This window comes from Roseovarius sp. THAF8 (assembly GCF_009363735.1).
GTDB lineage: Bacteria > Pseudomonadota > Alphaproteobacteria > Rhodobacterales > Rhodobacteraceae > Roseovarius.
This window is the reverse complement of sequence record NZ_CP045410.1, coordinates 3,424,328-3,448,863: the sequence shown is the minus strand read 5'-3', so window position 1 is coordinate 3,448,863 and position 24,536 is coordinate 3,424,328. Positions and strand designations below refer to the sequence as shown.

Here is a 24,536-nt window from a genome sequence, read left to right as displayed (position 1 = left end):
ATTGGCCCCCGGGCGCATGTCCGGGGGCCTTTTACATCGGCTCATGCAAATGAAAACGGCGCCCCCCGGCGCCGTTCAGTGTCTTTTTCCGAAAGGTTTGCCGACCTACTGATCCAGGAATGACCGCAGCTTGCGCGACCGGCTCGGGTGCTTCAGCTTGCGCAGCGCCTTGGCCTCGATTTGGCGGATACGTTCCCGCGTGACCGAGAATTGCTGGCCCACTTCCTCCAGCGTGTGGTCGGTGTTCATCCCGATGCCAAAGCGCATCCGCAGAACGCGTTCCTCGCGCGGGGTCAGGCTGGACAAGACCCGTGTCGTGGTTTCTTTCAGGTTGTCCTGAATGGCGGAATCCAGCGGCAGGATCACGTTCTTGTCCTCGATGAAATCGCCCAGTTGGCTGTCTTCCTCGTCGCCGATGGGCGTTTCGAGGCTGATCGGCTCCTTGGCGATCTTCATCACCTTGCGAACCTTCTCCAGCGGCATCTGCAACTTCTCGGCCAGTTCTTCCGGCGTCGGCTCGCGACCGATCTCGTGCAGCATCTGGCGGCCGGTGCGGACCAGCTTGTTGATCGTCTCGATCATATGAACAGGGATGCGGATGGTACGGGCCTGGTCGGCAATCGACCTGGTAATGGCCTGCCGGATCCACCAGGTGGCGTATGTCGAGAACTTGTAGCCCCGGCGATACTCGAACTTGTCCACCGCTTTCATCAGGCCGATATTGCCCTCCTGAATCAGGTCCAGGAATTGCAGGCCGCGGTTGGTATATTTCTTGGCGATCGAGATCACCAACCGCAGGTTGGCCTCGACCATTTCCTTCTTGGCCTGGCGGGCTTCCTTCTCGCCCTTCTGCACCTGGTTCACGATGCGGCGGAACTCGCTGATATCCAGACCCACATACTGGCCGACCTGGGCCATGTCTGCGCGCAGTTCCTCCACCTTTTCGGGGCTGCGCTCCATGAACATCTTCCAGCCACGGCCCTCTTTCTGAGCCATGTCCTCCAGCCAGTTCGGGTCAAGCTCGCGGCCGCGATACTCGTCGACAAATTCCTTGCGGTTGATGCGGGCCTGGTCGGCCAGCTTCACCATCGCCGAGTCAATCTGCATGATCCGGCGGTTGATGCCGTAAAGCTGGTCGATCAGCGCTTCGATCCGGTTGTTGTGCAGGTGCAACGAATTCACCAGTTCCACGATCTCCGACCGCAGCTTCTGATAGGTCTGCTCCTGCTTGTCGGTGAACGAGCCGTCCTCGTTCAGCGTTGCCGAGATACGGCTGTCCTGCATCTCGCTCAGCTTTTCGTAATACGAGGCGATCCGGTCCAGCGTTTCCAGCACGCGCGGCTTGAGCGTGGCCTCCATAGCCGCGAGGCTCATGTTGGCCTGTTCTTCCTCGTCCTCGTCATCGTCACTGGCGATCGGGTTGCCGTCGGCGTCAAGCTCCGGTTCATCCTTGCTCTCGGACTTGTCGTTGGGGGCGCTGGACATGTTGGCCGCCTCGACCACGGTCTCGTCGCCCTCGCCGTCGCCAATCTGATTGCCGAACGTGGTCTCAAGGTCGATCACGTCTCGCAACAGGATATCTTCGCCCAGAAGCTCGTCGCGCCAGATGGTGATGGCCTGGAAAGTCAGCGGGCTTTCGCACAGACCGGCGATCATCGTGTTGCGCCCGGCCTCGATCCGCTTGGCGATGGCAATCTCGCCCTCGCGGCTCAGAAGTTCGACGGACCCCATCTCGCGCAGGTACATGCGCACCGGATCATCGGTACGATCCAGCTTTTCGTCTTTGCCCGAGCCGAGTGCCACCTCGCCCTTCTTGCCAATCTCGGCAACGGCGGTGGTCTTCTGCTCTTCTTCCTCGGCTTCCTCGTCCTCGATGATGTTGATACCCATCTCGCTGAGCATCGACATCACATCCTCGATCTGCTCGCTCGAGACCTGATCCGGCGGCAGCACCTTGTTGAGCTGATCGTAGGTGATAAAGCCGCGTTCGCGCGCCTCGCCGATCATCTTCTTGACGGCCGCCTGGCTCATGTCGAGCGAGATTTCGGCGTCCTGTTCGTCGGTCTTCTGATCGTCGTCGGTGTCCTTGGCGGCCATTCAGCTCTCCTGGTCCCAATAGGGTGAAGGTGATTCGCTTGTCCGAATCAACATGGCGATGGGGTGATTCGCAAACCAATAACCCCTATCTGCTTAAGATTACATTCAAAGCGTTACCTATCAGACCCTTTGTTGAACCCGATCTGATCAAGCAACGCGTCGAATCGCTCCCTTTCCTCGCGGCTGACCGGGGCACCGTTCTGGCCCCGCTCGTATTCCGTTTTGTCTTCCTGCTGGCTGGTCCAGGCCCGGTTGCGCGCCTGTGCCGCCTCGCCCAGACGCCAGGTGACGGCTTCGTCGGCAACGCCAGCTATATCGTGCTCAGCTTCCCGGATTTCCGCCGCCAAACCGCGGTCGGCTTCCAGTTTCGCCAGTGTTTCGCCGACCGTCATACGAGCCAGCTCGGCATCGCCCGGACGTCTCACCGCAGGAACTAAGGCGACATGGGGAAGCGACAACAGTTTTTCAACCACGTCGAGACCCAGTTTCTCGGACAATTCGGCCTCCAGCGCGCCAGTCCCGCCAGGCTGATAGAACAACAGTGCATCGCGCACCGGGCCATGGTGCGGCGGGTCGCATTGCAGCCGCTCCAGATCGGCCTCGAACTCGGGCAGAATCTCGGGATTGCGGATGATCGTGGCCAACACGACGGCCTCGCGCAGATGCGTCTGCGCGGCGTCACCCGACGCCACCAGCAGTGACGATTTTGTCGTGGCCCGCACCGGCTCGATCTTCTGCCACTTGCCGCCGCGCGCCGCGAAGCCACCACCGCCTTTCGGCTTTGGCCGGAACAACTGCCAGCGCAGATCCTTGATCGCCTGTCCGTAGTGGCTGCGCAGGCTGGGGTCGCGGATCGTCATGATTTTCTCGCGCAGCGCCTTGTCCAGCGCCGCCTTGCGCTCGGGGCTGTCGAATTCGCGCCCTTCGGTCTCGCGCTGCCACAACAGGTCGACCATCGGCATGGCCTTGTCCAGCAGCGCCTGCACGGCGCCTGCGCCCTCGGCACGCAACAGGTCGTCAGGGTCCTGTCCCTCGGGCATCAGCACGAAGCGCAGCGATTTACCCGCCTCCAGCAGCGGCAGCGCCAGATCGATCACCCGGTAGGCGGCGCGCAGCCCCGCCGTATCGCCATCAAGCGCCATTATCGGCTCGTCCGCGATACGCCACAGCATCGCCAGCTGGTGTTCTGTCACTGCCGTTCCCAACGGCGCCACCGACGCGCCGAACCCGGCCTCGGCCAGCGCGATGACGTCCATGTAGCCCTCGGCCACGATCAGCGGCTGCCCCTTGCCCGCCGCCTCTCGTGCGGGGCCATGGTGATAGAGCGTGCGCGACTTGTCGAAAAGCTCGGTTTCGGGACTGTTGAGATATTTGGCGTTGTCGTCCGGGTCCATCGCCCGGCCCCCGAATGCGATACAACGCCCGCGTGGATCGCGGATCGGAAACATGATGCGGTTGCGGAACGTGTCATAGGGCTTGCCGCCCTTATTGCTCGGCTTGGCCAGCCCGCAGCCCAGGATCAGGTCGTCCTCGACGCCCTTACCTTTCAAATGATCCCACAGGTCCTGCCAGGCATCGGCGGCAAACCCGATGTCATAGCGGTCCTGAGCCGCCTCATCCAATCCACGCCCCAGCAGGTAGTCGCGCGCCGCAGCCCCCGCCCCGGACTTCAGCAGCAGGCGGAAATGGCGCACCGCCATCTCCATCACCTCGACCAGCTGCGTGCGACGGTCGGCCTTGGCCTGCGCCTGCGGGTCGCGCTCGGGGATCTGCATCCCGGCCTCCTGCGCCAGGATCTTCACCGCCTCCATGAACTCCACGTTCTCGGTCTCGCGCACGAAGGAAATCGCGTCGCCCTTCGCATGGCAGCCGAAGCAATAATAATAACCCTTGCGGTCATCGACGTGGAAGCTGGCGGTCTTTTCATGGTGAAAGGGGCATGGCGCCCACATGTCGCCCTTGCCCTGATTGGACTTGCGGTTGTCCCACATCACCTTGCGCCCCACCACTTGCACAATCGAGGTGCGGGTGCGCAGTTCGTCAAGGAATCCGGGTGGCAGGCTCATACTTCATTATATGAGCCAAGCGGATGCCCGCGCCAAGCCGGTTTGCGCATTTCAGGGCTGAAAGCCCAGGCAACCCTTGCGGTAAAGTTCGGTAATCGTCTGCTCCGCATCCGGTTTTCCCATCTCCTGCGCGTCAATCGTGAACACCCAATCGACCAGCGCCGGCACCATGGGCGTCAACCGCGCCCCGACCTTGCTTTCGCCGCCGGTCAACTCGCGTTTGATGCGCGCCGCTTCCTTGCCGGCCTTTCTGTCGATCGCGGCCATCTGGACGATCTTCGCCGTCTCTTTGCAGACGACCGTCTTGTCGACTTCCGCTGCGGCCGTCAACGGCACCGCGAGGCTCAGCGCCCCGGCCATCAACAAGGTCCTGTCAAACATCGCCCGTCCTTTCGGCAAACCCCGATAACGGCTCAACTCTGTCAACGCCCGTGCCGCGCCGCAACCCCTTCCAGTGCTGCGCCCAGCTCGTGCACCGCGGTGTGCGCGAAGGCGCGAAACACCATCACCATGTAGGTCGACTCGCCCGAACGTGTCAGCGAGGCCGCCATGTGCCCCACCTCTGTCCGCACGGTGTGCCCCACCCCGAACACACCGGGCCGCAAGTCCACCGGCGTGAGCCGCGCCAGCGCCTCGGCGGCCCTGTCGCCCTGCATCTCGATCACCGCCCACGCGTCACTCTGGTTCACCAGCGCCGCCTGCGCGGTCAGCCCGTCATCCGGCACGAGGCCGATCAGCAGGGCCTGCGCGCGCCCGAACCACAGTATGCCGCGTTCCGTCGTGCCGGTCATCCGCCCGGTCTCGGGCCAGTCCAGCGCATGCGCCGCCTCCAGCGCAGCCGCCAACGCCTCGTCCCTGCCGCGATAGGGCATCACCAGCGTCAACGGGCCGAAACCGACCTCGCGCATCCGCACACCCGCGGTTTCCACCGGCAACAGCCGCGTTGTCGGCGTCGACGGCTTAAGCTCAACCACGCATCCGCCCTCCGTCAGGGTCGAAACCGCCCGGCGCCACCACCTCGCATAGCGTTGCCGAACCTTTCAGGTGCTCGACCATCCGCACCTGCTCACCGATCCGCGCCCGACCCCGCTCCAGAAACCCGAGGCCGATCACATGTCCCAGCATTGGCGAAAAGGCGACCGAGGTGATGTAACCTTCGTCATTCTCGCTCACCGGATCGGCTCCGGGCGCAAACAAATGCGCCCCTGCGATCAACTCCTTCACCGCGCCCACCGGCTTCAGCCCGACTAGCTGGGCGCGGTCCTCGTCCGTCAGCCCAGGCCGCGCTGCCATCGCCTTGCCGATGAAATCCTTCCTGTCGCTCATCATGCCCTGCATCCCGATGTCGAAGGCCGTCGTGCGCCCGTGGATCTCGGCATGGGTGATGAACCCTTTCTCGATCCGCATGACGTTGAGCGCCTCCATCCCATAAGGCCCGCCCTCATTGGCCTCTGCCCTTTCGATCAAAATATCGAAGAGCGCCGCGCCGTACCGCGCCGGGACCGCGACCTCGTATGCCAGTTCCCCCGAGAAAGAGATGCGAAAGAGGCGCCCTTCTACGCCGCCAATATGCACCGGACCGCAGGCCATGAATGGCCAATCACGGACGCCAAGGTCATGTCCGACAAGCTGCTCCAGCAATTCGCGCGATTTCGGCCCGGCCACGGCGAACTGCGCCCACTGTTCGGTCACTGAGGCAAAGCGCACATCCAGGTCGGGCCGCAGCACCTGGTGCGCGAACTCCATGTGCCGCATTACCTGCCCCGCCGCCGCCGTGGTGGTGGTGACAAGGAAATGCCGCTCGCCCAGCCGCGCGCAGGTGCCGTCATCCATGACATGCCCGTCCTCGCGCAGCATCAGCCCATAGCGCACGCGGCCCACCTTCAGCGTCGACATCATGCCGGTATAAACAAAGTCCAGGAATGCACCTGCATCCGGCCCCTGCACATCGATCTTGCCCAAGGTCGAAACATCGCAGACGCCCACGTGGCCCCGCACCATCCGCACTTCGCGGTCGCAAGACTGGCGCCAGTGTGTCTCGCCCGCCTTGGGGAAATAGCTGGGCCGGTACCACAGTCCCGCCTCGATCATCGGCGCCTCACGTTCAACAGATGCCGCGTGCGAGGTGGTGAACCGCTCGGGCGCAAATCCTTTGCCTTGCGCCCCCGCTCCCATGGCAGCAATCGGCACTGGCACGTAAGGCGGGCGATAGGTGGTGGTCCCGGTCTCCGCGATCCCGCGCCCGGTGGCATCGGCCAGCACGGCAAGGGCGGCGATGTTGGAGTTCTTGCCCTGGTCCGGCGCCATGCCCTGCGTCGTGTAGCGCTTCATATGCTCGACCGAGGTGAAATTCTCCTGCGCGGCAAGCTTCACGTCCTTCACCGTCACATCGTTCTGAAAATCCAGCCATGCCCTACCCTTGCCCGGCACATGCCAAAGCGGCGAAATCTCGTACGCACCGTCTTCCGCCTTCGGCACAGGTACGTCGGCCCCGTTCAGCCCAAGGTCGTCCGCCACCGCCTTGCCCGCGGCAGTTCCGCTTACAAGGCATCCGTGAGTGGAAAAGACCCCCGTCGCCGCCCCGGCATAGCGCATCCCCGGCACAGCCCCCTTGCGCGGCAGGAACGCCGCCAGATTGCTGTCCCATACGGGCCGCCCGCCCGTGTGACAGCTGAGATGCACGCTCGGGTTCCAGCCGCCGGACATGGCCAGCACATCCGCCTGAACCGTCTCGATCCTGTCGCCCCGCCGAAAGCTGACACTCTCCAACGCTTTGCGACCGCCGCTGCCGCAAACCTGCGCGTTCGCGTAAAATGGCACATCCAGTTCACAGACCGCATCCGCGCGCGCGTCGATCAGCGCCGACACGTGAACGCCCGACGCCTGCAAGTCGCGCACCGTCCGGTGCCCCGCATCGCTGTTGGCAAAAACCGCCACCCGGCGTCCCGGACAGACCCGCCAGCGGTTGACATAAGCCCTCAGCGCCCCGGCCATCATCACCCCGGGCCGGTCATTGTCGGCGAAGGCCACGGGCCGTTCGATCGCCCCCGCCGCCAGCACCGCGCGTTTTGCCGCGATCCGCCAGAAACACCCCTTCAGGGCGCCCCCCGGCGCCAGCCGCTCCAGTGCGCCATACGTCCCGTGGTCATAGGCACCCACCACGGCCGTTCGGGTCATCACCCGCACATTCTCCATCGCCGCCAGCCGCGCCCGCATCGCCTCGGCCCAGGCATGGCCCGGCTGTCCGTCCACCTCCTCGACCTCGGCATTGAGCCGCCCACCCAGACGCGTGTCCTCGTCGGCCAGGATCACATCCGCCCCGGCCTGCCCCGCCGTCCAGGCGGCCATCAGCCCCGCAGGGCCTGCGCCAATCACCAGCAGATCGCAATGAGCAAAGGCCCGCTCCCACTTCTCCGGGCCAGTCTCCCGCGACAGGGCCCCAAGCCCGGCAGCGCGGCGGATGACCGGCTCGTAAAGCTTTTCCCAGAACGCCTTCGGCCACATGAATGTCTTGTAGTAGAAGCCCGCTCCGAGGAACGCCGCACCGAGGTCGTTCACCGCCATCAGGTCGAACTCCACCGACGGCCACGCGTTCTGTCCGAACGCTTGCAACCCTTCGTGCAACTCCACCATCGTGGCCCGCGCGTTCGGTTCCTGCCCCGCGCCTCGCCCCAGCGTGACCAGCGCATTGGGCTCCTCGCTGCCCGCGGTAAAGATGCCGCGTGGCCGGTGATACTTGAACGACCGCGCCACCACCCGCACGTCCGCGCCCATCAGAGCCGAGGCCAGCGTGTCTCCCTCGAACCCAACGTGATGCCGCCCGTCAAAGCTGAACCCCACGCGCCGCGACCTGTCGATCAGCCCATCGCCCTCCAGCCTCATCGCGCCGCCTCTTCCGCCAGCACTGCGCTCAGGACCGCATGGCTGGCCGTGTCCCGCGTCACCACGATCCAGGCGCCGCAGCCGCTCTCGTGGAACCAAAGGTCTCGCGTCTCGCCACAAGGGTTCTCGCGATTGTGCACGTAATCGTCCCACGCCTCCGCGCCCGCGCCTTCACCAGGGCGTTCCAGCGCCACCGCGTGACCGGCGTAATAGAACTCCCGGCGATCCCGGTCGCCACAAATCGGACAGGGCAGCCTCATCTCACCACCCCCGACTTTTTCTTGCCAGAAATACTCATGGCCTGACGTCCACCATATGCACCTCAGTGCAGGTTATGCTGCGCACCAGTGCCCTCCTCGTCCATCAGCCCGCGGCCGGTACGGAATCTGTCCAGCCGCAGCCGTGCCGCCGCCGCGTGCGGGCGGTCCGTCGCCACCAGGTGCGCCATGCAATGCCCCGAGCCGGGCACCGCCTTGAACCCGCCATAGCACCAGCCGCAATTGAGGTAGAGCCCCTCGACCGGCGACTTGTCGATGATCGGACTGCCATCCGGGCTCATGTCCATGATCCCGCCCCAGCTGCGCAAAACCTTTGCCTGCCCGATCATCGGCATCAGGGTCATGCCGGCCTCCATCACATGCTCCACCAGTGGCAGGTTCCCACGCGCCGCATAGCTGGCGTACATATCGAGGTCGCCACCAAAGACCAGCCCGCCCTTGTCCGACTGGCTGATATAGAAATGCCCCATTCCGAAGCTCACGACATGGTCGATGCAAGGCTTCAACCCTTCGGTCACGAAGGCCTGCAGAACATGGCTCTCGATCGGCAGGCGCATCCCGGCCATCGCCGCCACCTGGCTTGACCGGCCCGCGACGATCACGGCGACCTTCTTCGCCCGGATCGCCCCGCGCGAGGTCTGCACACCTTTGACGACACCGCCCTCGATGTCGATCCCCGTCACCGCGCAATTCTGGACAAGGTCCACGCCGCGCGCGCTCGCCCCCCGCGCATAGCCCCAGGCCACGGCGTCGTGCCGAGCCGTGCCCGCCCGCCGCTGCAAGACTCCGCCGTAGATGGGAAACCGTGCTTGCTCGTAGTCCAGATAGGGCAGCACCTTCTTCAGTTGCGCGACGCTCAGCAATTCCGCGTCGTCACCCTGGTTGCGCATCGCGTTGCCCCGGCGGATCGCGGTGTCCCGCTGGCCGTCGGAATGAAACAGCATGATCTGCCCGCGCTGCGAATGCATCACGTTGTAATTCAACTCCTGCTCCAGCCCTTCCCAGAGCTTGAGAGAATGACTGTAGAACTCCGAGTTGCCCGGCAGGAAGTAATTCGCGCGCACGATGGTGGTGTTGCGCCCCACGTTGCCGCCGCCCAGATAGCCCTTTTCCAGCACCGCCACGTTCGTGATCCCGTGCTCCCGCGCCAGGTAATACGCGGTCGAAAGACCGTGCCCGCCGCCGCCGATGATGACCACGTCATAGGCGTCTTTCGGGCTGGCGTCGCGCCAATGCGCCTGCCAACCGCGATTGCCGGTCAGACCTTCCCTGAGGACGCGCAGCCCTGAAAACCTCATTTCGTGATCTCTCCAACGACCCGATGTCGAGTCAAGCAAGTTCCGCTGGAAACTGCAACCGGCTACGAGGTTCCCGCGCCCTCGCGCAGATGCGGAGGCACCGCCACCTGTCGCTGCTCCAGCGGAATGACTTTCACCGGCGCTATCGGTGCTCCATCGCCGCCGAGAAGCGGATTCGTTCTCGCGCGCCCACTGATCCAAGCACTGGCCATGCGGCGCAGAACCTGCATACCAGCGCTTGCAAAGCCGCGATCGGCCTTGGGCGCCCCCGGGGCGCGCCTTGCATGTTTGGTGAAGGCCCGGCAGCGCGATGGTCCCAACCCGGACGCTGCACCCTCGAGTTCGGCCTGCCGCAGAACCACGCCAACGAAGGGCAAGTGCACCCGGGACATCGTGTTGAAGATGGGCGTGTCGCAGCACCGCGCGTGCCAGCGGTACAGCCCCTTGGGCGACAGGCGCAGGATTTCCAGATTCTCCTCCCCGGCCTCCAGGGTCAGCCGATCGGGCGTCGTCTGCCAGATCTCACTGCCCCCGCCCGGTGATAGCAAGACGTCCGCCTCGCCGAACAGAGCCGCGGCGGTCTGGCAATCCTTGCAATAGCACGTCACGCGCGTGCCCGCCCCGGGAGCGGGCACCGCCAGTGTCACCTCGACCGCGCCGCAGCGGCAGGTCTTCTTCACCGTCGCGACCAATCGCCCCTTCCCTAAAGACCGGCGGCGCGGTAGCTGGTGGCGACCTTGCCGATCGAAACCAGATAGGCCGCGGTGCGCAGGTCGGTCACGTCCTCGCGTCCGTGCCAGGTTTCGCGCATCGACTGGTATGCCGCGCGCATCGTGTCGTCGAGGCCCGAGCGCACCAGTTCCAGTTCGCCCGCGCCGCGCAGGTACTTCTGCTTGAAATCCGGCGTCATCGACCATGCGCCTTCGAGGTGATCGTCCAGTCGGCTCAGCTCTTTCACGATGAGCTCGTGCCGCGCCTCCTCTTGTCGCCGGCCCATCCGGCCAAAGCGGATGTGGCTCAGGTTCTTGACCCATTCGAAATAGGACACCGTCACACCACCGGCGTTGGCATACATGTCGGGAATAATGACGGTGCCCTTGTTGCGCAGGATCTCGTCGGCGCCCGCCGTCACGGGGCCGTTCGCCGCCTCGATGATCAGTGGCGCCTTTATCCTGTCGGCATTTCCAAGGTTGATGACACCCTCCATCGCTGCGGGGATCAGGATGTCGCAATCCTCTTCCAGATATTTCGCCCCAGTCTTGATATAGTTCCCGGACGGATAGCCATCGACGCCGCCATGCTTGGCGATCCAGTTGCGCAACTCATCGATGTTCAGGCCGTTCTCGTCGTAAAGACCGCCGTCGCGCTCGATCACCGCGATCACCTTGCAGCCGTCCTCTTCGGACAGGAACTTGGCCGCGTGATAGCCCACGTTGCCCAAGCCCTGCACGATCACGCGCTTGCCGTCCAGCGACCCGCTGAGCCCCGCCGCCTTGACGTCCTCGGGATGGCGGAAGAACTCCTGCAGTGCGTATTGCACACCTCGGCCCGTGGCCTCGGTCCGGCCCTGAATGCCTCCCGCATGGACAGGTTTGCCGGTGACGCAGGCACGGGCGTTGATGTCGGTGGTGTTCATCCGGCGGTACTGGTCGGCGATCCACGCCATCTCGCGCTCGCCCGTGCCCATGTCCGGGGCGGGCACGTTCTGAGCGGGATGGATCAGGTCGCGCTTGGCCAGTTCATAGGCGAAGCGCCGCGTGATCAGCTCCAGCTCGTGCTCGTCCCATTCCAGCGGATCGAGGCACAGCCCGCCTTTCGAGCCGCCAAACGGTGCCTCGACCAAGGCGCATTTATACGTCATCAGCGCCGCAAGCGCCTCGACCTCGTCCTGGTTCACGGCCATGGAATAGCGGATGCCGCCCTTGACCGGCTCCATATGCTCGGAATGCACGCTGCGATAGCCGGTGAAGGTCTGGATCTGCCCGCGCAGCCGTACGCCGAAGCGGACCGTGTAGGTAGCGTTGCAGACCCGGATCTTCTCCTCCAGTCCCGGCGGCAGGTCCATCAGCGATACCGCGCGGTTGAACATCAGGTCCACGCTTTCGCGGAACGTCGGTTCCTTGATCGGTGCATTCATGGTCAGGTCTCCCTCTTCTGGCGCATGTGGCACGACTCCCCATAGCCTGCATGCATGTCACAATGGTTAAGGGATGTGTCCAGATTGTCCACCACAGATGCCCACAGCATTCCGAAGCCCACCGCAGCGTGCCGGAGCGCCGCGAAAGCCGGGTTTGTCGAGTATTTCGTAACAGTCTGGAAAATCTGAAGGATTTATCCCTTGTCGGTCACCAATGCGGCCAATTTCTTCCCGGTTTCGCCTTATTTTGACCACAGACCTTTCTGATAACAGCAGGGATTTAATCCGTTCCTGGGGCGGAAACCGTCCAAAGAGGTGCCAAAGAAATGAACGTGTCGAATTATAAATTCCGGTCGTTGCAAAGCACATGTCTGCCAACATACGCGATGGCGCGTCGCCGCGTTTCGAATTTCCGCAAGGACGAAAATGGCGCGATGATGATACTCACGCTCTTCATCTTCATTTTCATGCTCGTTATGGCCGGCCTCGGCATCGACTCGATGCGCCACGAGATGCACCGCGCCCACCTGCAAGCGACGCTCGACTCCGCCGTTCTGGCCGGCGCCGGCGCCTCCTCCGAAGAAGAAGCCAAGCACGTGGTCGAGGATTATTTCGCCAAGGCGGGCATGTCGGAGTACCTCAATGCCATCGGCGAGGACGACATCGACATCGGCCTCAACTCGGCCTACGTGACGGCCAGCGCCCAATTCGAAATGGACACCTACCTGATGAAACTGTCGGGCGTCGACCGCCTGTCGACTGCGGCCGAGGCAACGGCAATGACGCGCGTGCCGAAACTGGAAATCGCTCTGGTCCTCGACGTGTCGAACTCGATGAACCAGAACGGCACCAACAGAAAATCCAAGATGGAGAATCTGCAAAAGGCGGCCAAGGAGTTCGTCACAACGATCCTCGAGACCACGGATCCGGGCAACGCCACGATCTCGATCGTTCCCTTCTCCACCTCCGTAACCCCCAGCCAGGAAATCTACGACGCCCTGCTCGTGGACGAACGCCACGACTATTCCAATTGCCTTTGGTTCGACGAGGACGACTATGACAGCACGGCCCTCGCCACGGATGCGGCCGCGTCCGAAGATCTGTCGCTCGTGCCCATGAAGCAAGCGATCTATACGTCCCGCTTCGGTGACTTCGAGAACCTGGATTGGCCTTGGCGGTCGTGCTATACCGAGGACGGCTACCGCGTGATGCAGTTCTCGACTTCCGAGTCCGACCTACACGACAAGATCGACGAGATGATCGCCCACGGCAACACCTCCGGGGAACTGGGCGTGAAATGGGGCGCGGCCCTGCTCGACCCGTCCTTCCGTGACGTGACAGGCACCACCGTGCCCGTCGACTATTCGGACAGCGAGACGATGAAGATCATCGTGATGATGGGCGACGGCGAGAACTCCACCACCTATTTCTTCCCGCAGGACAGCAAGTATCGCGGCGAGAATTCGGATCTGTTCGAGGTCGAATACGAGGTACAGGAGTTCGATTACGCCTACTACATCTACAACGCCAACTACCGTTGGTACGGTTCGAGCAACGAATGGCGCTGCAGCCAGTGGTACGCGAACTGCAAATACAAAAGCGTCACCTACGACAACTACGTGATGCGCGATCCCGAGTACACCTATGGACCCGGTCTGCTGACCACGGTGGCCAATGTCCTGAACGGTGTCTCCGGAAGCCGGAGCTCGACCTGCCAAGGCTTGATCAATGCGGGTCATGGCTCGAACGGCTCGAAAAAGGGTTCGCCTCCCCAATCCTGGTCCGATAATGACTGCGACGCGATCGAGGACGACATCTGGGACGCCCTCATGGACGACTACATGTATCTCAACGTCGAGGACCGCACTTGGATCAACGGCACCGATTTCGTCAACCTTGATGAACTCGACGGCTTCAAAAAGCGCAAGCGCCTGAGCTGGGAAGAAGCATGGGGCCTGATGTCTCCGGAAGAGTATGGCGACCTTATCGGTATCCGCGACGCCGACAACGAATATGAAGACATGTCCTCGAACCTCAACGGCAGCAAGAAGAACACCCGGATGGACAAGGTCTGCAGCGCGGCCAAGGACAACGGCGTGGTGATCTACACGATCGGCTACGAGGTGCCCAAGGACGGCACCGCCGAGACCTCGCTGAAGAAATGCGCCACCGGATACGACCCGGTCGAGGGGAGCACCGCATACTACTACAGCGTGGACGGGCTCGATATCTCTGATGCGTTCGGCTCTATCGCCGGCAACGTGCAAGCTCTGAGGCTGACGCAATGATCACCAAGTTCAAAACGGCTTTTCGCCGCTTGATCAACGACGAGGCCGGTTCGGCAACTGTCGAATTCGTCCTGGTCTTCCCGCTCTACCTGTCGTTCATGCTGATGTCGATCGAGCTGGGTTTCGTGACGATGCGCCATACGCTGCTGGAACGCGGCCTGGACATGGCGGTGCGCGAAGTTCGCCTCGGTACCGGCACCGCGCCCCAGCACGACGACATCAAGGATCTGGTCTGCGACAACGCGTTTATGGTTCTGAACTGCAAGGAAAAGCTCCGGCTGGAAATGCGCCCGGCCAACATCTTCGCGCTGCAAACGCTGGATACGACGGCCGACTGCACCGACAAGGCCGAACCGGCCAAGCCCGTGCGCACCTTCACTCCCGGTGTCGCCAACCAGCTGATGCTGATGCGTGCCTGTTACAAGTACGAGCCCTTTTTCCCGAAGCAGTTCTTGGGTTCGGCACTTGATAAGGATGCCAGTGGCGAAGCAAAGATCGTTTCCATGACCGCCTTCGTACAGGAGCCGAACTGATGCTTATGGCCCGTCTCAAAGTTTCCCTGCGCAGCTTTCTTGAAGACACGCGCGGCTTGATCACGGTCGAAACCGTCCTGTCGATGCCGCTGCTCTTCTGGGCCATGACCGCCACCTTCGACTTCTTCGAGATCCACCGTTACAAGAGCGTTCGCGAAAAGGGCACGTTCACGATCGCGGACATGATTTCTCGCGAGACCCGCGCCGGGGGCCTGACATCCATCTATCTCGATAACGCCAAGATCCTGTTCGACGAGATCACCAATGACGACGGCGTGAACCAGATCCGCGTCTCGGTAGTGAAATACAGCGACCATAAAAAGGAGTACAGCATCGCGTGGTCCCAGGTGCGTGGCACCGGACCTTTGGTGCCGCTTACGGATGGAGACGTGAAGAACGCACACGCGACCCTGCCGGATGTCAACCATGGCGAAGAGGTCATTCTGGTGGAATCGACTTCCAGCTACCAGCCGCTCTTCAACGTCGGTCTAAACGACGTGACCATTGGCACGCGGGTGTTCAGCGCGATCCGTTTCACAGCGCAGGTCTGCTACGAAGGGGTCTGCGGCCTGCAGAAGTGATCGCGCCTCAGACGCGGTCTGCCATCAGGGCGGCGATCATCTCGGCCATCATCTTCGATTGATGCCCGGGCGTGACCCCGCCGAGCCCGATCCGGCGCCCCATTCGCCACCAAAGCCCCGGCCGCCAGCGCGCCGGGGCCTTGGTTTTAGCCTTGAGCAGGAACCCGTTGGACGGCTTGAAGGCGAAAAGGCCGCGGTCCATCGTCTCGATATCGCCAATGGACACGATGGCCTCGCCATCGCTGCTGCGCAGGCCGTCCCGCGTCAGCTCGACCCGCTGCGCCGTGGCCCGCCGCATCGCGTCCGCCATCCAGATCGCCGCCGCGCCCAGCAGGATCAGGAACACCTGCCAGCCGATCACCGCGAAAGGCCGCGTCAGGCCGATCCAGATCAGCAATGCGCCGAGCACCGCCAGACATCCGACCCCCAGGATGCGCCTGCCGGTAGAGGCCTGCATCACCGCCAGTATCTCGTCATCATGCATCCGTCCCGCCTCCTCGCCCGGATTTCGGCCTGATAGCGCGATTGCTCCGCGCGTGCGAGAGCGAAAAGACCCGCCGGCGCCTCAGCCGCCGACCATCCGGCGCACCATGTTCCAGTAGAGCGTCTCGACCTCGTCGAGGGTCAAACGTCCTTCCTCGCGGTACCATGTGTTCACACCCGTCAGCAGGGCGATCACCGCCATCGCCGTGATCCGTGGCTCGGCCACGGTAAAGACCCCCTGTGTCGTTCCTGCCGTCAGAATATCCTGCAGCCGGGTTTCATAGGCCCCGCGCAGCGCTGTAACGGTCTCGAAATTTTCTGGCGTGAGATTGCGCAGTTCCATGTAAGAAACGAAAACGGCATCGGCCCGCTTCGTGTTGAACCGGATATGGAACCGGGCAAACGCCTCGAGCCGTGTGAAAGGATCCGCGCCTCCGGGATCCTCGGCGCACCAGGCCGCCAGCAAATCGTCCATATGCTCCTGCATCAGGTCGAAAAGAAGCGTCTGTTTATCGGGGGTATAATTGTAAAGCGCCCCGGCCTGAACGCCCACCTCCGCCGCAATCCGGCGCATCGACACCGCGGCAAAGCCGTGCTGCGCGAACAGCCGCAACGCGGCGTCACGGACCTTTGGTCCGGTGAAGTGCGAGTGGGAGCCTTGAGTGCGTGCCATGACAACTGAATAACTGAACACCCGTTCAGAAAAAAGCCCTGCTTGCCTGCACCCTGCGATCAGTGGCATGACAGTTGCACCATGCCGACGCTATGCCGACCTCCGCGCGTTATCGCTTTCTTTCTGACCGTCACCTTGGCGGGCTGCACGCAGTTTCCCGAGTTGGATAACGCCACCTCCACCGAAACACGTCGCGCGCCCTATCCATCCCTGTTGCCGGTAGAAGACCTGCGCGCCCGGGTGGATGCACCACGCGTCGCCGACCAGACGACCCGCGCGCTGGAGAGCCGCGTGGCGAACCTGCGCGCGCGAGCCGAGCGCCTGCGCGGAACGGTCATAGACCAGACGTCGCGTGCCCGGCTTGACCGGAAGGTCACAATCGACGTTCCGCAATGAGGCAGGCCACCCCGCGCGCCCGAAATCTGCAACAGATTTCGTTCCGTTTTCTTTTCAAGAAAACGTCCGTGTAGCACGCAAAACCCGCGTTGCATGGCATAACGCAACCGGCTAAACCCCGGCCAAACCTGTCTCGATCACGTCTCAAGGATATACCCATGACCACCCCCATTCGCCTCGGGATTGCCGGGCTCGGCACCGTTGGCACTGGTGTCGTCAAGATCGTCCGGCAAAAGGCCAACCTGCTGGCCGCCCGCGCCGGACGCCCCATCGAGATCACGGCCGTATCCGCAAGGACCCGTGACAAGGACCGCGGCGTGTCGCTGGCCTCGTACGATTGGGAAGATGATCCAGTCGCGCTTGCGACCCGCGATGACGTGGATGTCTACGTCGAACTCATGGGGGGCTCCGACGGCCCCGCCAAGGCCGCGACAGAAGCCGCGTTGGCCGCAGGCAAGGATGTGGTCACCGCGAACAAGGCGATGCTGGCAATGCACGGGCAAGCCCTTGCCGAACAGGCCGAGGCCGCGGGCCGCGTCCTGCGCTTCGAGGCGGCGGTAGCCGGGGGCATTCCTGTCGTAAAGGCCCTGACCGAAGGACTTGCCGGCAACGAGATCACCCGCGTCATGGGGGTGATGAACGGAACCTGCAACTATATCCTGACCCGTATGCAGGCTTCGGGTCTGCCCTATGACGATGTGTTCGAAGAGGCCAACCAACTGGGCTTTCTCGAGGCCGATCCCGAACTCGACGTGGGCGGCATCGACGCGGGCCACAAGCTGGCCATCCTCGCCTCGATCGCCTTCGGCACTCAGGTTGATTTCAACGCCGTCAGTCTCGAGGGGATCCAGAAGATCACGATCGAGGACATCAAGCAGGCCGCGGACATGGGCTACCGCATCAAGCTCCTGGGCGTCGCCCGGATGACAGGTCGCGGGCTGGAACAACGCATGTCGCCCTGCCTCGTGCCCAAGAATTCGCCGCTGGGCCAGCTCGAGGGCGGCACCAACATGGTGGTACTCGAAGGCGACGCCGTGGAGCAGATCGTTCTACGCGGCCCGGGCGCGGGCGAAGGTCCGACCGCCAGCGCGGTGATGGGCGACATCATGGATATCGCACGCGGCATCCGCATTCCTGTCTTCGGCATGCCTGCGGCCGAGCTTTCCAGCCCGGCCACCGCATGCGAGGCCGCGCCGGTGCCTTACTACCTGCGAATGGCGCTGCACGACAAACCCGGCGCGCTGGCAAAGGTGGCCACGATCCTCGGCAATGCCGGCGTTTCAATCGACCGGATGCGACAGTACCGCCACGAAGAAGACACTGCTCCGGTACTGATTGTCACCCACAAGACCGCGCCGTCGGCTCTCGTCGCCGCGCTCGAAGCGTTGTCTCAGGTGGATGTCGTCGCGTCAGCCCCTGTCGCCCTGCGCATCGAAAGCGTATGATCCGGTGACAGGCGTGCGGGCCAGAGCCGAGCGCCTGCACAGTTGGCCGGCGCTGATCTTCGAGGCCCCGGTGGCGCCACGCTGGAAGACCCGGATCAACGCCTGTTCGCAATGCCGAAACCTGCCCTGAACTCCGCCACGCCGGGCGGGGCATCGCGCCGTGCAATCGCCCTCGCCGGAAATCTATGCTTCATGTTTGCGCACGAACGCTTTAGAGAACCCTCGACCTCATTCAACCAAGGCCACGCCGCAATGTCCAAATCCGCCTCTTTCAATGACGCTCTCCTGTCACTCGCCTTGGCCCGCGTGTCGGAACAGGCTGCACTTGCCTGCCGCCCGCTGATCGGCCGCGGCGACGAGAAAGCCGCCGACCAGGCCGCCGTGAACGCGATGCGACAGGAGCTTGGCGCCATGGACATCGCCGGTACCGTGGTGATCGGCGAGGGCGAACGCGACGAGGCGCCGATGCTGTACATCGGCGAGGAAGTGGGCACCGGAAACGGTCCCGAAGTCGACATCGCGCTGGACCCGCTCGAAGGCACGACTATCACCGCCAAGGCCATGCCCAACGCGCTGACAGTCATTTCCATGGCGCCGCGTGGCACGATGTTGCATGCGCCGGACGTCTATATGGATAAACTGGCCGTCGGTCCGGGATATCCGGAGGGCGTCGTCTCGCTTGACATGTCTCCCGCGGAGCGCGTGACGGCTCTGGCCAAGGCCAAGGGGGTGGAACCTTCCGAGATAACCGTCTGCGTTCTCGAACGCCCTCGTCACGAATCCACCATCGCGGAACTGCGCGCCACAGGCGCCTCCATCTTCCTCATCGGCGATGGCGATGTGGCCGGTGTCATGCATTGCGCCGACCCCGAGACGACCGGCATCGACATGTACATGGGCTCCGGCGGCGCGCCCGAGGGTGTTCTGGCGGCCGGCGCCCTGAAATGCCTCGGCGGTCAGATCTGGGGCCGGCTGCTATTCCGCAACGATGACGAGCGTGCTCGCGCCGAGAAGGCCGGCATCACCGACTTTGACCGCGTCTACACCCGTGACGAGATGGTGTCGTCCGACGTGATCTTTGCCGCGACCGGCGTCACCCAGGGTTCGCTCGTCGCGGGTCTCAAGCCGCGCGGCGACAGTATTGAAACCCAAACGCTGCTGCTGCGTTCCTCTACCGGAGAACGCCGTATCATGACTTGCCGCCATCCGATCTGAGACCGATGCTTCCTGCTCTTGTACTCATTGATTTTCAAACTGGTTTCGAAGCCGATTTTTGGGGCGCTCGCAACAATCCAGACGCGGAAGAGCGGGCGGCACAGCTGCTCTCCGCATGGCGAGAGCGCAGTGGTCCTATTTGTCACGTTCTGCACCTCAGCAAGGTGGTGGGCAGCCCGCTGCACCCAGACTCCGGCGGATGCGAATTCAAGCCCGAATTGACGCCGCTGAACGGCGAGCCAATCTTCGAAAAATCGACGAACTCCGCTTTCGTCGATCCCGCATTACCGTCCCACCTGCAATATCTCAACGTCCCCGAGCTTGTGATCTGTGGTCTGACAACACCGCATTGCGTTTCCACCAATGTGCGGTGGGCCGACAACCTGGGCTACGATGTGACCCTTGCCCACGATGCGTGCGCGGCTTTTTCCTTTTCTGCCGATACCGGCTGGAACCCTGATCTGTCACCGATGGATCCCGAGCCCATTCATGCGACGGCCGTATCGCACCTGCACGGCGAATTCTGCAGAGCCCGCTCCGTTGCGGCGATTCTCCGCGACCTTCAATGAGCTTTCTGGGCGTCGCACGCTCTTTGACCGACCGCCGCTGGGTCGGCCCAACGCCGGCAATAGACCGGCTGGCAGAAGCAATGGCGCAAGAGACGGCACTTCCGCGCCCGCTTTGCCAGACGCTCTGCCGTCTCGACGTGGCTCCATCCGATGCCACGACCTACCTTGAGCCCAAGCTGCGCGATCTAATGCCCGACCCCCGCAGCCTCAAGGACATGGAAACCGCCGCGGCGCGCTTTCTCGCCGCGGTCGAGCGGAACGAGAAGATCGCCGTTTTCGCCGATTATGATGTCGATGGGGGCTGTTCTGCTGCCTTGCTGATCGACTGGCTTCGGCAGATGGGACGCTCCGCAACGCTTTACGTTCCCGACCGCATCGACGAGGGCTATGGGCCGAACGCTCCGGCCATGACCGAATTGGCGGCGGCCCATGACCTCATCCTGTGTGTCGATTGCGGCACGCTCAGTCATGACGCGCTTGCAGCGGTCACAAGCGCCGACGTTCTGGTCCTCGATCACCATCTGGGCGGCGAAAGCCTTCCGCCCGCATTGGCGGTCGTCAATCCGAACCGGCAAGATGAAAGCGGCGACCTGGCGCACCTCTGCGCTGCCGCCGTGGTGTTCCTCATGCTGGTCGAAGCCGGTCGCCAATTGCGCGAAGCCGGAAAACCGGGCCCGGACCTGATGGCGATGCTCGATCTGGTGGCCCTTGCCACTGTCGCGGACGTGGCGCCGCTGCGCGACGTCAATCGCGCGTTCGTGCGAACGGGCCTCGCGGTCATGGGCAAACGCCTTCGCCCCGGGCTTGTGGCGCTGTGCGATATCGGACGCGTCAATACCGCCCCGTCCTCGTATCACCTGGGCTTTGTTCTTGGCCCCCGTGTCAATGCCGGCGGCCGGGTGGGCCGCGCTGATCTCGGCGCTCGCCTGCTTGCCTGCACCGATCCGGCCGAGGCCATCTCCCTGGCCGAAAAGCTCGACGAACTGAACACCGAACGCCGCGATGTCGAAACCGTCGTTCGGGCCGCGGCGCTGGACCAAGCTGAAACCCGCGGTCTCGATGCACCACTCGTCTGGGCAGCGGGTGACGGATGGCACCCCGGCGTTGTCGGCATCGTCGCCTCGCGTCTGAAGGAAGCCACGAACCGCCCGGCCATCGTGATCGGATTCGACGGCGACGAGGGAAAGGGCTCTGGCCGATCCGTTTCGGGCGTCGACCTGGGCCACGCCATTCAACGCCTGGCCGCCGAAGGCCTTTTGCTGAAAGGCGGAGGGCACAAAATGGCAGCTGGCCTTACGGTCGCGCGCGCCAACCTTGAGGCGGCTATGGACAGGCTGTCAGAATTGCTTGCGCGACAAGGCGCCGGATCGACCGGGCCGGCGGATCTTACGCTTGACGGAGTACTGATGCCCGGCGCCGCGTCCCCGGAACTGGTCAATCAGATCGAGAACGCAGGCCCCTTTGGCGCCGGCGCCCCCGGGCCGCGCTACGCGTTCCCGGACATGACGATCGGTTTCGCCAAACGCGTAGGCGAAAGCCACCTGAAGCTACGCTTCGGCGACGGCACCGGCGCGAACCTCGACGCCATAGCGTTCGGTGCCTACGATACCCTATTGGGAAAGACCCTGGAAGAGCATGGTGGCCAACGCTTTCATCTGGCGGGACGCCTCGACATAAACAGCTGGGGCGGACGTCAGACTGTCCAACTTCGCCTCGAGGACGCGGCTTTGGCGGGCTGACCAAACAGCGTGCCCGACAGCTTAAAATGACTGCAAAAATATCCAAGAATTCTCTTGCGCAGCGCGCGGCTTTTTCATAGGTACTCGCTCACGCCAAGGCTTGGCCCGTTCGTCTATCGGTTAGGACGCCAGGTTTTCAACCTGGAAAGAGGGGTTCGATTCCCCTACGGGCTGCCATTTTCTCGGAAGCACGGTCACAGCTTCGACAGCCCACGTCATATTCGAAACCATTCTTCTACAGAATTGATGCCTAACTTGCTGGCATCGAGAGCGGTTTGCACTGAATTTCCATTCTGAACTGCTAGATTCACTCCACACGAGAAGAGCATGAAAGCACTCGTGTATTCGATGATTTTACCCCTCGATCTGTTCTGGCGATGGGCGCACAGCCGCGTGGTTTCCAACAAGTATTCTTGCATCGCCACGCGGATTCCGAGGCTCCGTTGCGATTGCGCTTCGCCATCTCTGCCGCAATCATCCTGAACGCCGCTGTCTGGCCCGGAACACTCCGCACGTATCAGTCGCGTCGGCTAAATGTTCGCCGAAAGCAAGCTCACACATCTTTCACCCCAACTTTTCCCGGCCTGCTTTCAGCTTCCCGGCGATGGATGCAATATGCTCGTGCGATAAAGGCTTGTTCACATAGGAGTCGATGGCACTGCATGCTTTGGCTCGCGCGACATCCCTGGCGTCCAGCGAGGACGTCAGCATAACCACGATCTTTCTGCAGAAATCAGTGCCGAACCGCGTGACAGCCTCTTCGAGAAATTCAAAACCGTTCATCTTCGGCATGTTGATGTCGAGGAAGATGACATCCACGCAGGGCCGGTCCGAGCGCGACAGGAATGCCAGCGCGTCCACCGCCATCGGATAGCAGATCAGGGTTTTCACAAGTCCGCTGCGCTGCATGAGCCGTTTGCACGCAATGTGAAAGAACGTGTCATCGTCGACCAGCAGCACCGTTTCGATAGCTTCCGGATGCGTGTGCTCAAAGTTAATCATCTTTGAAAACCTTCAGTGAGACTAGGAAAACAGAGCCGCCGCTTGAGTTCTCGAGAACCTCGATTTCACCGTCCAGCCTGTTGACGATCCTGCGGCACATGGTCAGGCCAAGCCCGCTGCCTTGAATTTCGTCGTGCCGGTGCAGGCGGCTGAACAGATCGAAAATGCGGTCGCGATATTCGGGGGCAATGCCTATGCCGTTGTCTCTGACCTCGATCCTGACATGACCTTGCGCGCCCTTCCGGCCGGGTTGCACGAGAATTTCGGGCGCGCGCTCGGGATGGCGGTACTTGATCGCGTTGCCGATCAGGTTCTGAAAGAGGATGCGCATCATCACCGCGTCGCCGAATACGACCGGCAGTTTGCCATGACGAACCGTGGCGCCGGTCTCTTTTATCTCGGCCCGCGAATCCGAGATCACCTCTTCCAGGATGATGTTCAGGTCGCAGCGCGACATCGACATGTCCGATCCGATCAACTGCGTGTAGCGCAGAACGTCCCCGATCAAGACAGACACGCGTTGCAGCGTTTCCTGGCCCATGCGGATCAGTTCCGCCAAGTCGTAGTCCAAGCCGCCCTCTTGGCACTGCGCCATCTCCGAAAGCAGCATCGATACGGTCTGTATTGGCGACTTGAGGTCGTGAGACACCGCATAGGCGAACGACTTCAACTCGGCATTGGACGCGTTCAGTACTTTGTTGGCGCGCTGCAAAGACCGGCGATGCGCACGTTCGCGCCGCGCTTCGATATCGGCTTTCTCAAGTTCTGCGTTGAGAAGGTCGAAAGGTGCCCTCAATACGTCTTGGCCCTGAGACAACAGAACAAAATGCTCTGGCGCGCGGCTTCCCGTGCGAATGGCGCTTACCCTAAAACGAACGTCCTGCGGCCCGTTTGGCCCAGCGTTGCGCAAGGGAAAAACAAGGTCACTGCCGGATGCAGCCAAGAGAATCTCTCTGGTGGCGGCCTCCCGCGACACGGCAAATACGTCAGGCAAGTACCATGCGTCACGTTCGTTCGCGTGCTTCATAGTGTCCCGCAGCAGTTGTTCCGCTTTTCGGTTGGCTGCACACACGCGAGCCTTGCGGTCGACAACCAGCGCATGGTTGGCCAGCGCATGAAAAGCGCTGCAACTCAGATCGGTCTGTTGAAGCCTCTTATCCAAAGTACTCGCGGCCGACTTTGCCCTCGGACAGATGCACGATAATCCGGCAGCGCGGATCGCCGCGGGCGATGGTCTCGGCCTTTTCCACCCGGGCATATCCAAGATTGTCCGCCGTGATCCGGCCAAACACGCTGGATGTCATCATGCAAAGCGACTGGCGCCCCTTCACATAGGAGCCGAACGGACAGGCGTCGCTGACTAAAACGATCCGGTCGTCTGCAATCGACTCGATTTCAAACCCGCCCTCGATCCGCTTTTTCAAGTCGACGAGCGCTGCCGCAACCTGCTTTGCAGTGAGCCTTTCGACTTCGAGAAGATCGCGATACTCGGCATCCATCATTTCACCGATTCGGGTCCCGACCCGCGCGATGAAGCCTTTTGCGTCCTCAATGCCGATCCGGTTTTCCAGCACGAAGGCGAGTTCTCTGAGAAGCTCGCGCAGGAACTGATCCCGGTTTCTTGAGATCTTTCCTTCGGGGTCCGCGAATGTTGGGTCCGGCATGCGTTCAACTCCTTCCGCGAAGGGTGTCGACCTCATGTCTAGCAGCGAGGCGTAAACAAAAAGAGAACCTCACCCCGTGAACCGCACCTAAAGCGACAAGTTTATTGATTAAAATTATTATTTATAATCAATGCTTTATTTTCGCGCTTACCAAATAACGGTAAAATTTTTTCATATTTTGATTGGAATC

Annotated in this window: 22 protein-coding genes and 1 tRNA gene; 9 read left to right on the top strand and 14 right to left on the bottom strand. The window is 62.4% G+C overall.

The features are described 5' to 3' along the window. Positions 1-105 precede the first annotated feature (105 nt). From rpoD to FIU85_RS16765, 9 genes are all read right to left on the bottom strand, one after another. Complete coding sequence (rpoD, locus tag FIU85_RS16805; RefSeq protein ID WP_152493243.1) at positions 106-2,097, bottom strand: RNA polymerase sigma factor RpoD; 1,992 nt, start codon at positions 2,095-2,097, stop codon at positions 106-108. 113 nt (positions 2,098-2,210) lie between these two features. Then, positions 2,211-4,163 carry a DNA primase gene (dnaG, locus tag FIU85_RS16800; protein WP_152497704.1) on the bottom strand — a complete coding sequence of 651 codons (1,953 nt, stop codon included), beginning with the start codon at positions 4,161-4,163 and terminating at the stop codon, positions 2,211-2,213. Between the two features lie 51 nt (positions 4,164-4,214). After that, positions 4,215-4,523, bottom strand: coding sequence for a hypothetical protein (locus FIU85_RS16795; protein ID WP_152493245.1), 309 nt, complete (start codon positions 4,521-4,523; stop codon positions 4,215-4,217). A 62-nt stretch (positions 4,524-4,585) separates the two neighbouring features. Next, positions 4,586-5,137 (bottom strand): sarcosine oxidase subunit gamma, encoded by a 552-nt coding sequence (locus tag FIU85_RS16790; RefSeq protein ID WP_152497703.1) that lies wholly within the window; start codon positions 5,135-5,137, stop codon positions 4,586-4,588. Continuing rightward, positions 5,130-8,045 (bottom strand): sarcosine oxidase subunit alpha family protein, encoded by a 2,916-nt coding sequence (locus tag FIU85_RS16785; protein WP_152497702.1) that lies wholly within the window; start codon positions 8,043-8,045, stop codon positions 5,130-5,132. Before FIU85_RS16785 ends, FIU85_RS16790 begins: the two co-directional genes overlap by 8 nt. Further along, positions 8,042-8,305 (bottom strand): sarcosine oxidase subunit delta, encoded by a 264-nt coding sequence (locus tag FIU85_RS16780; RefSeq protein ID WP_152493248.1) that lies wholly within the window; start codon positions 8,303-8,305, stop codon positions 8,042-8,044. The genes FIU85_RS16785 and FIU85_RS16780 overlap by 4 nt, the downstream gene beginning before the upstream one ends. 62 nt (positions 8,306-8,367) lie before the next feature. Continuing rightward, complete coding sequence (locus FIU85_RS16775; RefSeq protein ID WP_152497701.1) at positions 8,368-9,621, bottom strand: sarcosine oxidase subunit beta family protein; 1,254 nt, start codon at positions 9,619-9,621, stop codon at positions 8,368-8,370. Positions 9,622-9,683: 62 nt separating this feature from the next. Beyond that, complete coding sequence (locus FIU85_RS16770) at positions 9,684-10,313, bottom strand: DUF6151 family protein (RefSeq protein ID WP_152497700.1); 630 nt, start codon at positions 10,311-10,313, stop codon at positions 9,684-9,686. A gap of 11 nt (positions 10,314-10,324) precedes the next feature. Beyond that, on the bottom strand, positions 10,325-11,758 hold the full coding sequence (locus FIU85_RS16765; protein WP_152497699.1) for a Glu/Leu/Phe/Val dehydrogenase: 1,434 nt from the start codon (positions 11,756-11,758) through the stop codon (positions 10,325-10,327). Positions 11,759-12,144: 386 nt separating this feature from the next. On the opposite strand from FIU85_RS16765, the gene FIU85_RS16760 reads away from it, so the two are divergent. The 3 genes from FIU85_RS16760 to FIU85_RS16750 are packed head-to-tail and all read left to right on the top strand — an operon-like array spanning position 12,145 to position 15,160. After that, positions 12,145-14,046, top strand: coding sequence for a pilus assembly protein TadG-related protein (locus tag FIU85_RS16760; protein ID WP_172978907.1), 1,902 nt, complete (start codon positions 12,145-12,147; stop codon positions 14,044-14,046). After that, positions 14,043-14,579, top strand: coding sequence for a TadE/TadG family type IV pilus assembly protein (locus tag FIU85_RS16755; RefSeq protein ID WP_152493253.1), 537 nt, complete (start codon positions 14,043-14,045; stop codon positions 14,577-14,579). The genes FIU85_RS16760 and FIU85_RS16755 overlap by 4 nt, the downstream gene beginning before the upstream one ends. Continuing rightward, a complete protein-coding gene (locus FIU85_RS16750; RefSeq protein WP_152497697.1) occupies positions 14,579-15,160 on the top strand; it encodes a TadE/TadG family type IV pilus assembly protein in 582 nt (193 codons plus the stop codon). The genes FIU85_RS16755 and FIU85_RS16750 overlap by 1 nt, the downstream gene beginning before the upstream one ends. Before the next feature lie 7 nt (positions 15,161-15,167). Here FIU85_RS16750 and FIU85_RS16745 read toward each other — a convergent pair whose 3' ends face one another. Both FIU85_RS16745 and FIU85_RS16740 read right to left on the bottom strand, forming a co-directional pair. After that, entirely contained in the window at positions 15,168-15,644 is a 477-nt protein-coding gene (locus FIU85_RS16745) for a hypothetical protein (protein ID WP_152493255.1), read from the bottom strand. A gap of 81 nt (positions 15,645-15,725) precedes the next feature. Beyond that, positions 15,726-16,316 carry a TetR/AcrR family transcriptional regulator gene (locus FIU85_RS16740; protein ID WP_152493256.1) on the bottom strand — a complete coding sequence of 197 codons (591 nt, stop codon included), beginning with the start codon at positions 16,314-16,316 and terminating at the stop codon, positions 15,726-15,728. Positions 16,317-16,397: 81 nt separating this feature from the next. Here FIU85_RS16740 and FIU85_RS16735 point away from each other — a divergent pair, with 81 nt between their 5' ends. The 6 genes from FIU85_RS16735 (at position 16,398) to FIU85_RS16710 (ending at position 21,857) form a co-directional block, all read left to right on the top strand. Beyond that, positions 16,398-16,712, top strand: coding sequence for a hypothetical protein (locus FIU85_RS16735; protein ID WP_152497696.1), 315 nt, complete (start codon positions 16,398-16,400; stop codon positions 16,710-16,712). A gap of 158 nt (positions 16,713-16,870) precedes the next feature. Further along, entirely contained in the window at positions 16,871-18,157 is a 1,287-nt protein-coding gene (locus FIU85_RS16730) for a homoserine dehydrogenase (RefSeq protein WP_152493258.1), read from the top strand. 252 nt (positions 18,158-18,409) lie between these two features. Then, complete coding sequence (glpX, locus tag FIU85_RS16725) at positions 18,410-19,372, top strand: class II fructose-bisphosphatase (protein WP_152498290.1); 963 nt, start codon at positions 18,410-18,412, stop codon at positions 19,370-19,372. Between the two features lie 5 nt (positions 19,373-19,377). Beyond that, entirely contained in the window at positions 19,378-19,941 is a 564-nt protein-coding gene (locus FIU85_RS16720; protein WP_152497695.1) for a cysteine hydrolase family protein, read from the top strand. Beyond that, on the top strand, positions 19,938-21,680 hold the full coding sequence (gene recJ, locus FIU85_RS16715; protein WP_152497694.1) for a single-stranded-DNA-specific exonuclease RecJ: 1,743 nt from the start codon (positions 19,938-19,940) through the stop codon (positions 21,678-21,680). Before FIU85_RS16720 ends, recJ begins: the two co-directional genes overlap by 4 nt. Positions 21,681-21,782: 102 nt before the next feature. Beyond that, positions 21,783-21,857: transfer RNA gene (locus FIU85_RS16710), tRNA-Glu, on the top strand. A 387-nt stretch (positions 21,858-22,244) separates the two neighbouring features. Here the strand turns inward: FIU85_RS16710 and FIU85_RS16705 are convergent. The 3 genes from FIU85_RS16705 to FIU85_RS16695 are packed head-to-tail and all read right to left on the bottom strand — an operon-like array spanning position 22,245 to position 24,346. Then, a complete protein-coding gene (locus tag FIU85_RS16705; protein ID WP_152497693.1) occupies positions 22,245-22,682 on the bottom strand; it encodes a response regulator in 438 nt (145 codons plus the stop codon). Further along, positions 22,675-23,844: an ATP-binding protein gene (locus FIU85_RS16700; RefSeq protein WP_172978906.1), complete on the bottom strand. Its 1,170-nt coding sequence runs from the start codon at positions 23,842-23,844 to the stop codon at positions 22,675-22,677. The genes FIU85_RS16705 and FIU85_RS16700 overlap by 8 nt, the downstream gene beginning before the upstream one ends. Next, positions 23,837-24,346 carry a methanogen output domain 1-containing protein gene (locus tag FIU85_RS16695; RefSeq protein ID WP_152493276.1) on the bottom strand — a complete coding sequence of 170 codons (510 nt, stop codon included), beginning with the start codon at positions 24,344-24,346 and terminating at the stop codon, positions 23,837-23,839. Before FIU85_RS16695 ends, FIU85_RS16700 begins: the two co-directional genes overlap by 8 nt. Positions 24,347-24,536 lie beyond the last annotated feature (190 nt).

Coding starts and splice junctions, on each gene's coding strand:
- rpoD (WP_152493243.1), bottom strand. CDS start 2,097: ATGGCCGCCAAGGACACCGACGACGATCAGAAGACCGACGAACAGGAC.
- dnaG (WP_152497704.1), bottom strand. CDS start 4,163: ATGAGCCTGCCACCCGGATTCCTTGACGAACTGCGCACCCGCACCTCG.
- FIU85_RS16795 (WP_152493245.1), bottom strand. CDS start 4,523: ATGGCCGGGGCGCTGAGCCTCGCGGTGCCGTTGACGGCCGCAGCGGAA.
- FIU85_RS16785 (WP_152497702.1), bottom strand. CDS start 8,045: ATGAGGCTGGAGGGCGATGGGCTGATCGACAGGTCGCGGCGCGTGGGG.
- FIU85_RS16780 (WP_152493248.1), bottom strand. CDS start 8,305: ATGAGGCTGCCCTGTCCGATTTGTGGCGACCGGGATCGCCGGGAGTTC.
- FIU85_RS16775 (WP_152497701.1), bottom strand. CDS start 9,621: ATGAGGTTTTCAGGGCTGCGCGTCCTCAGGGAAGGTCTGACCGGCAAT.
- FIU85_RS16765 (WP_152497699.1), bottom strand. CDS start 11,758: ATGAATGCACCGATCAAGGAACCGACGTTCCGCGAAAGCGTGGACCTG.
- FIU85_RS16760 (WP_172978907.1), top strand. CDS start 12,145: ATGGCGCGTCGCCGCGTTTCGAATTTCCGCAAGGACGAAAATGGCGCG.
- FIU85_RS16755 (WP_152493253.1), top strand. CDS start 14,043: ATGATCACCAAGTTCAAAACGGCTTTTCGCCGCTTGATCAACGACGAG.
- FIU85_RS16750 (WP_152497697.1), top strand. CDS start 14,579: ATGCTTATGGCCCGTCTCAAAGTTTCCCTGCGCAGCTTTCTTGAAGAC.
- FIU85_RS16745 (WP_152493255.1), bottom strand. CDS start 15,644: ATGCATGATGACGAGATACTGGCGGTGATGCAGGCCTCTACCGGCAGG.
- FIU85_RS16740 (WP_152493256.1), bottom strand. CDS start 16,316: ATGGCACGCACTCAAGGCTCCCACTCGCACTTCACCGGACCAAAGGTC.
- FIU85_RS16735 (WP_152497696.1), top strand. CDS start 16,398: ATGCCGACGCTATGCCGACCTCCGCGCGTTATCGCTTTCTTTCTGACC.
- FIU85_RS16730 (WP_152493258.1), top strand. CDS start 16,871: ATGACCACCCCCATTCGCCTCGGGATTGCCGGGCTCGGCACCGTTGGC.
- glpX (WP_152498290.1), top strand. CDS start 18,410: ATGTCCAAATCCGCCTCTTTCAATGACGCTCTCCTGTCACTCGCCTTG.
- FIU85_RS16720 (WP_152497695.1), top strand. CDS start 19,378: ATGCTTCCTGCTCTTGTACTCATTGATTTTCAAACTGGTTTCGAAGCC.
- recJ (WP_152497694.1), top strand. CDS start 19,938: ATGAGCTTTCTGGGCGTCGCACGCTCTTTGACCGACCGCCGCTGGGTC.
- FIU85_RS16705 (WP_152497693.1), bottom strand. CDS start 22,682: ATGATTAACTTTGAGCACACGCATCCGGAAGCTATCGAAACGGTGCTG.
- FIU85_RS16695 (WP_152493276.1), bottom strand. CDS start 24,346: ATGCCGGACCCAACATTCGCGGACCCCGAAGGAAAGATCTCAAGAAAC.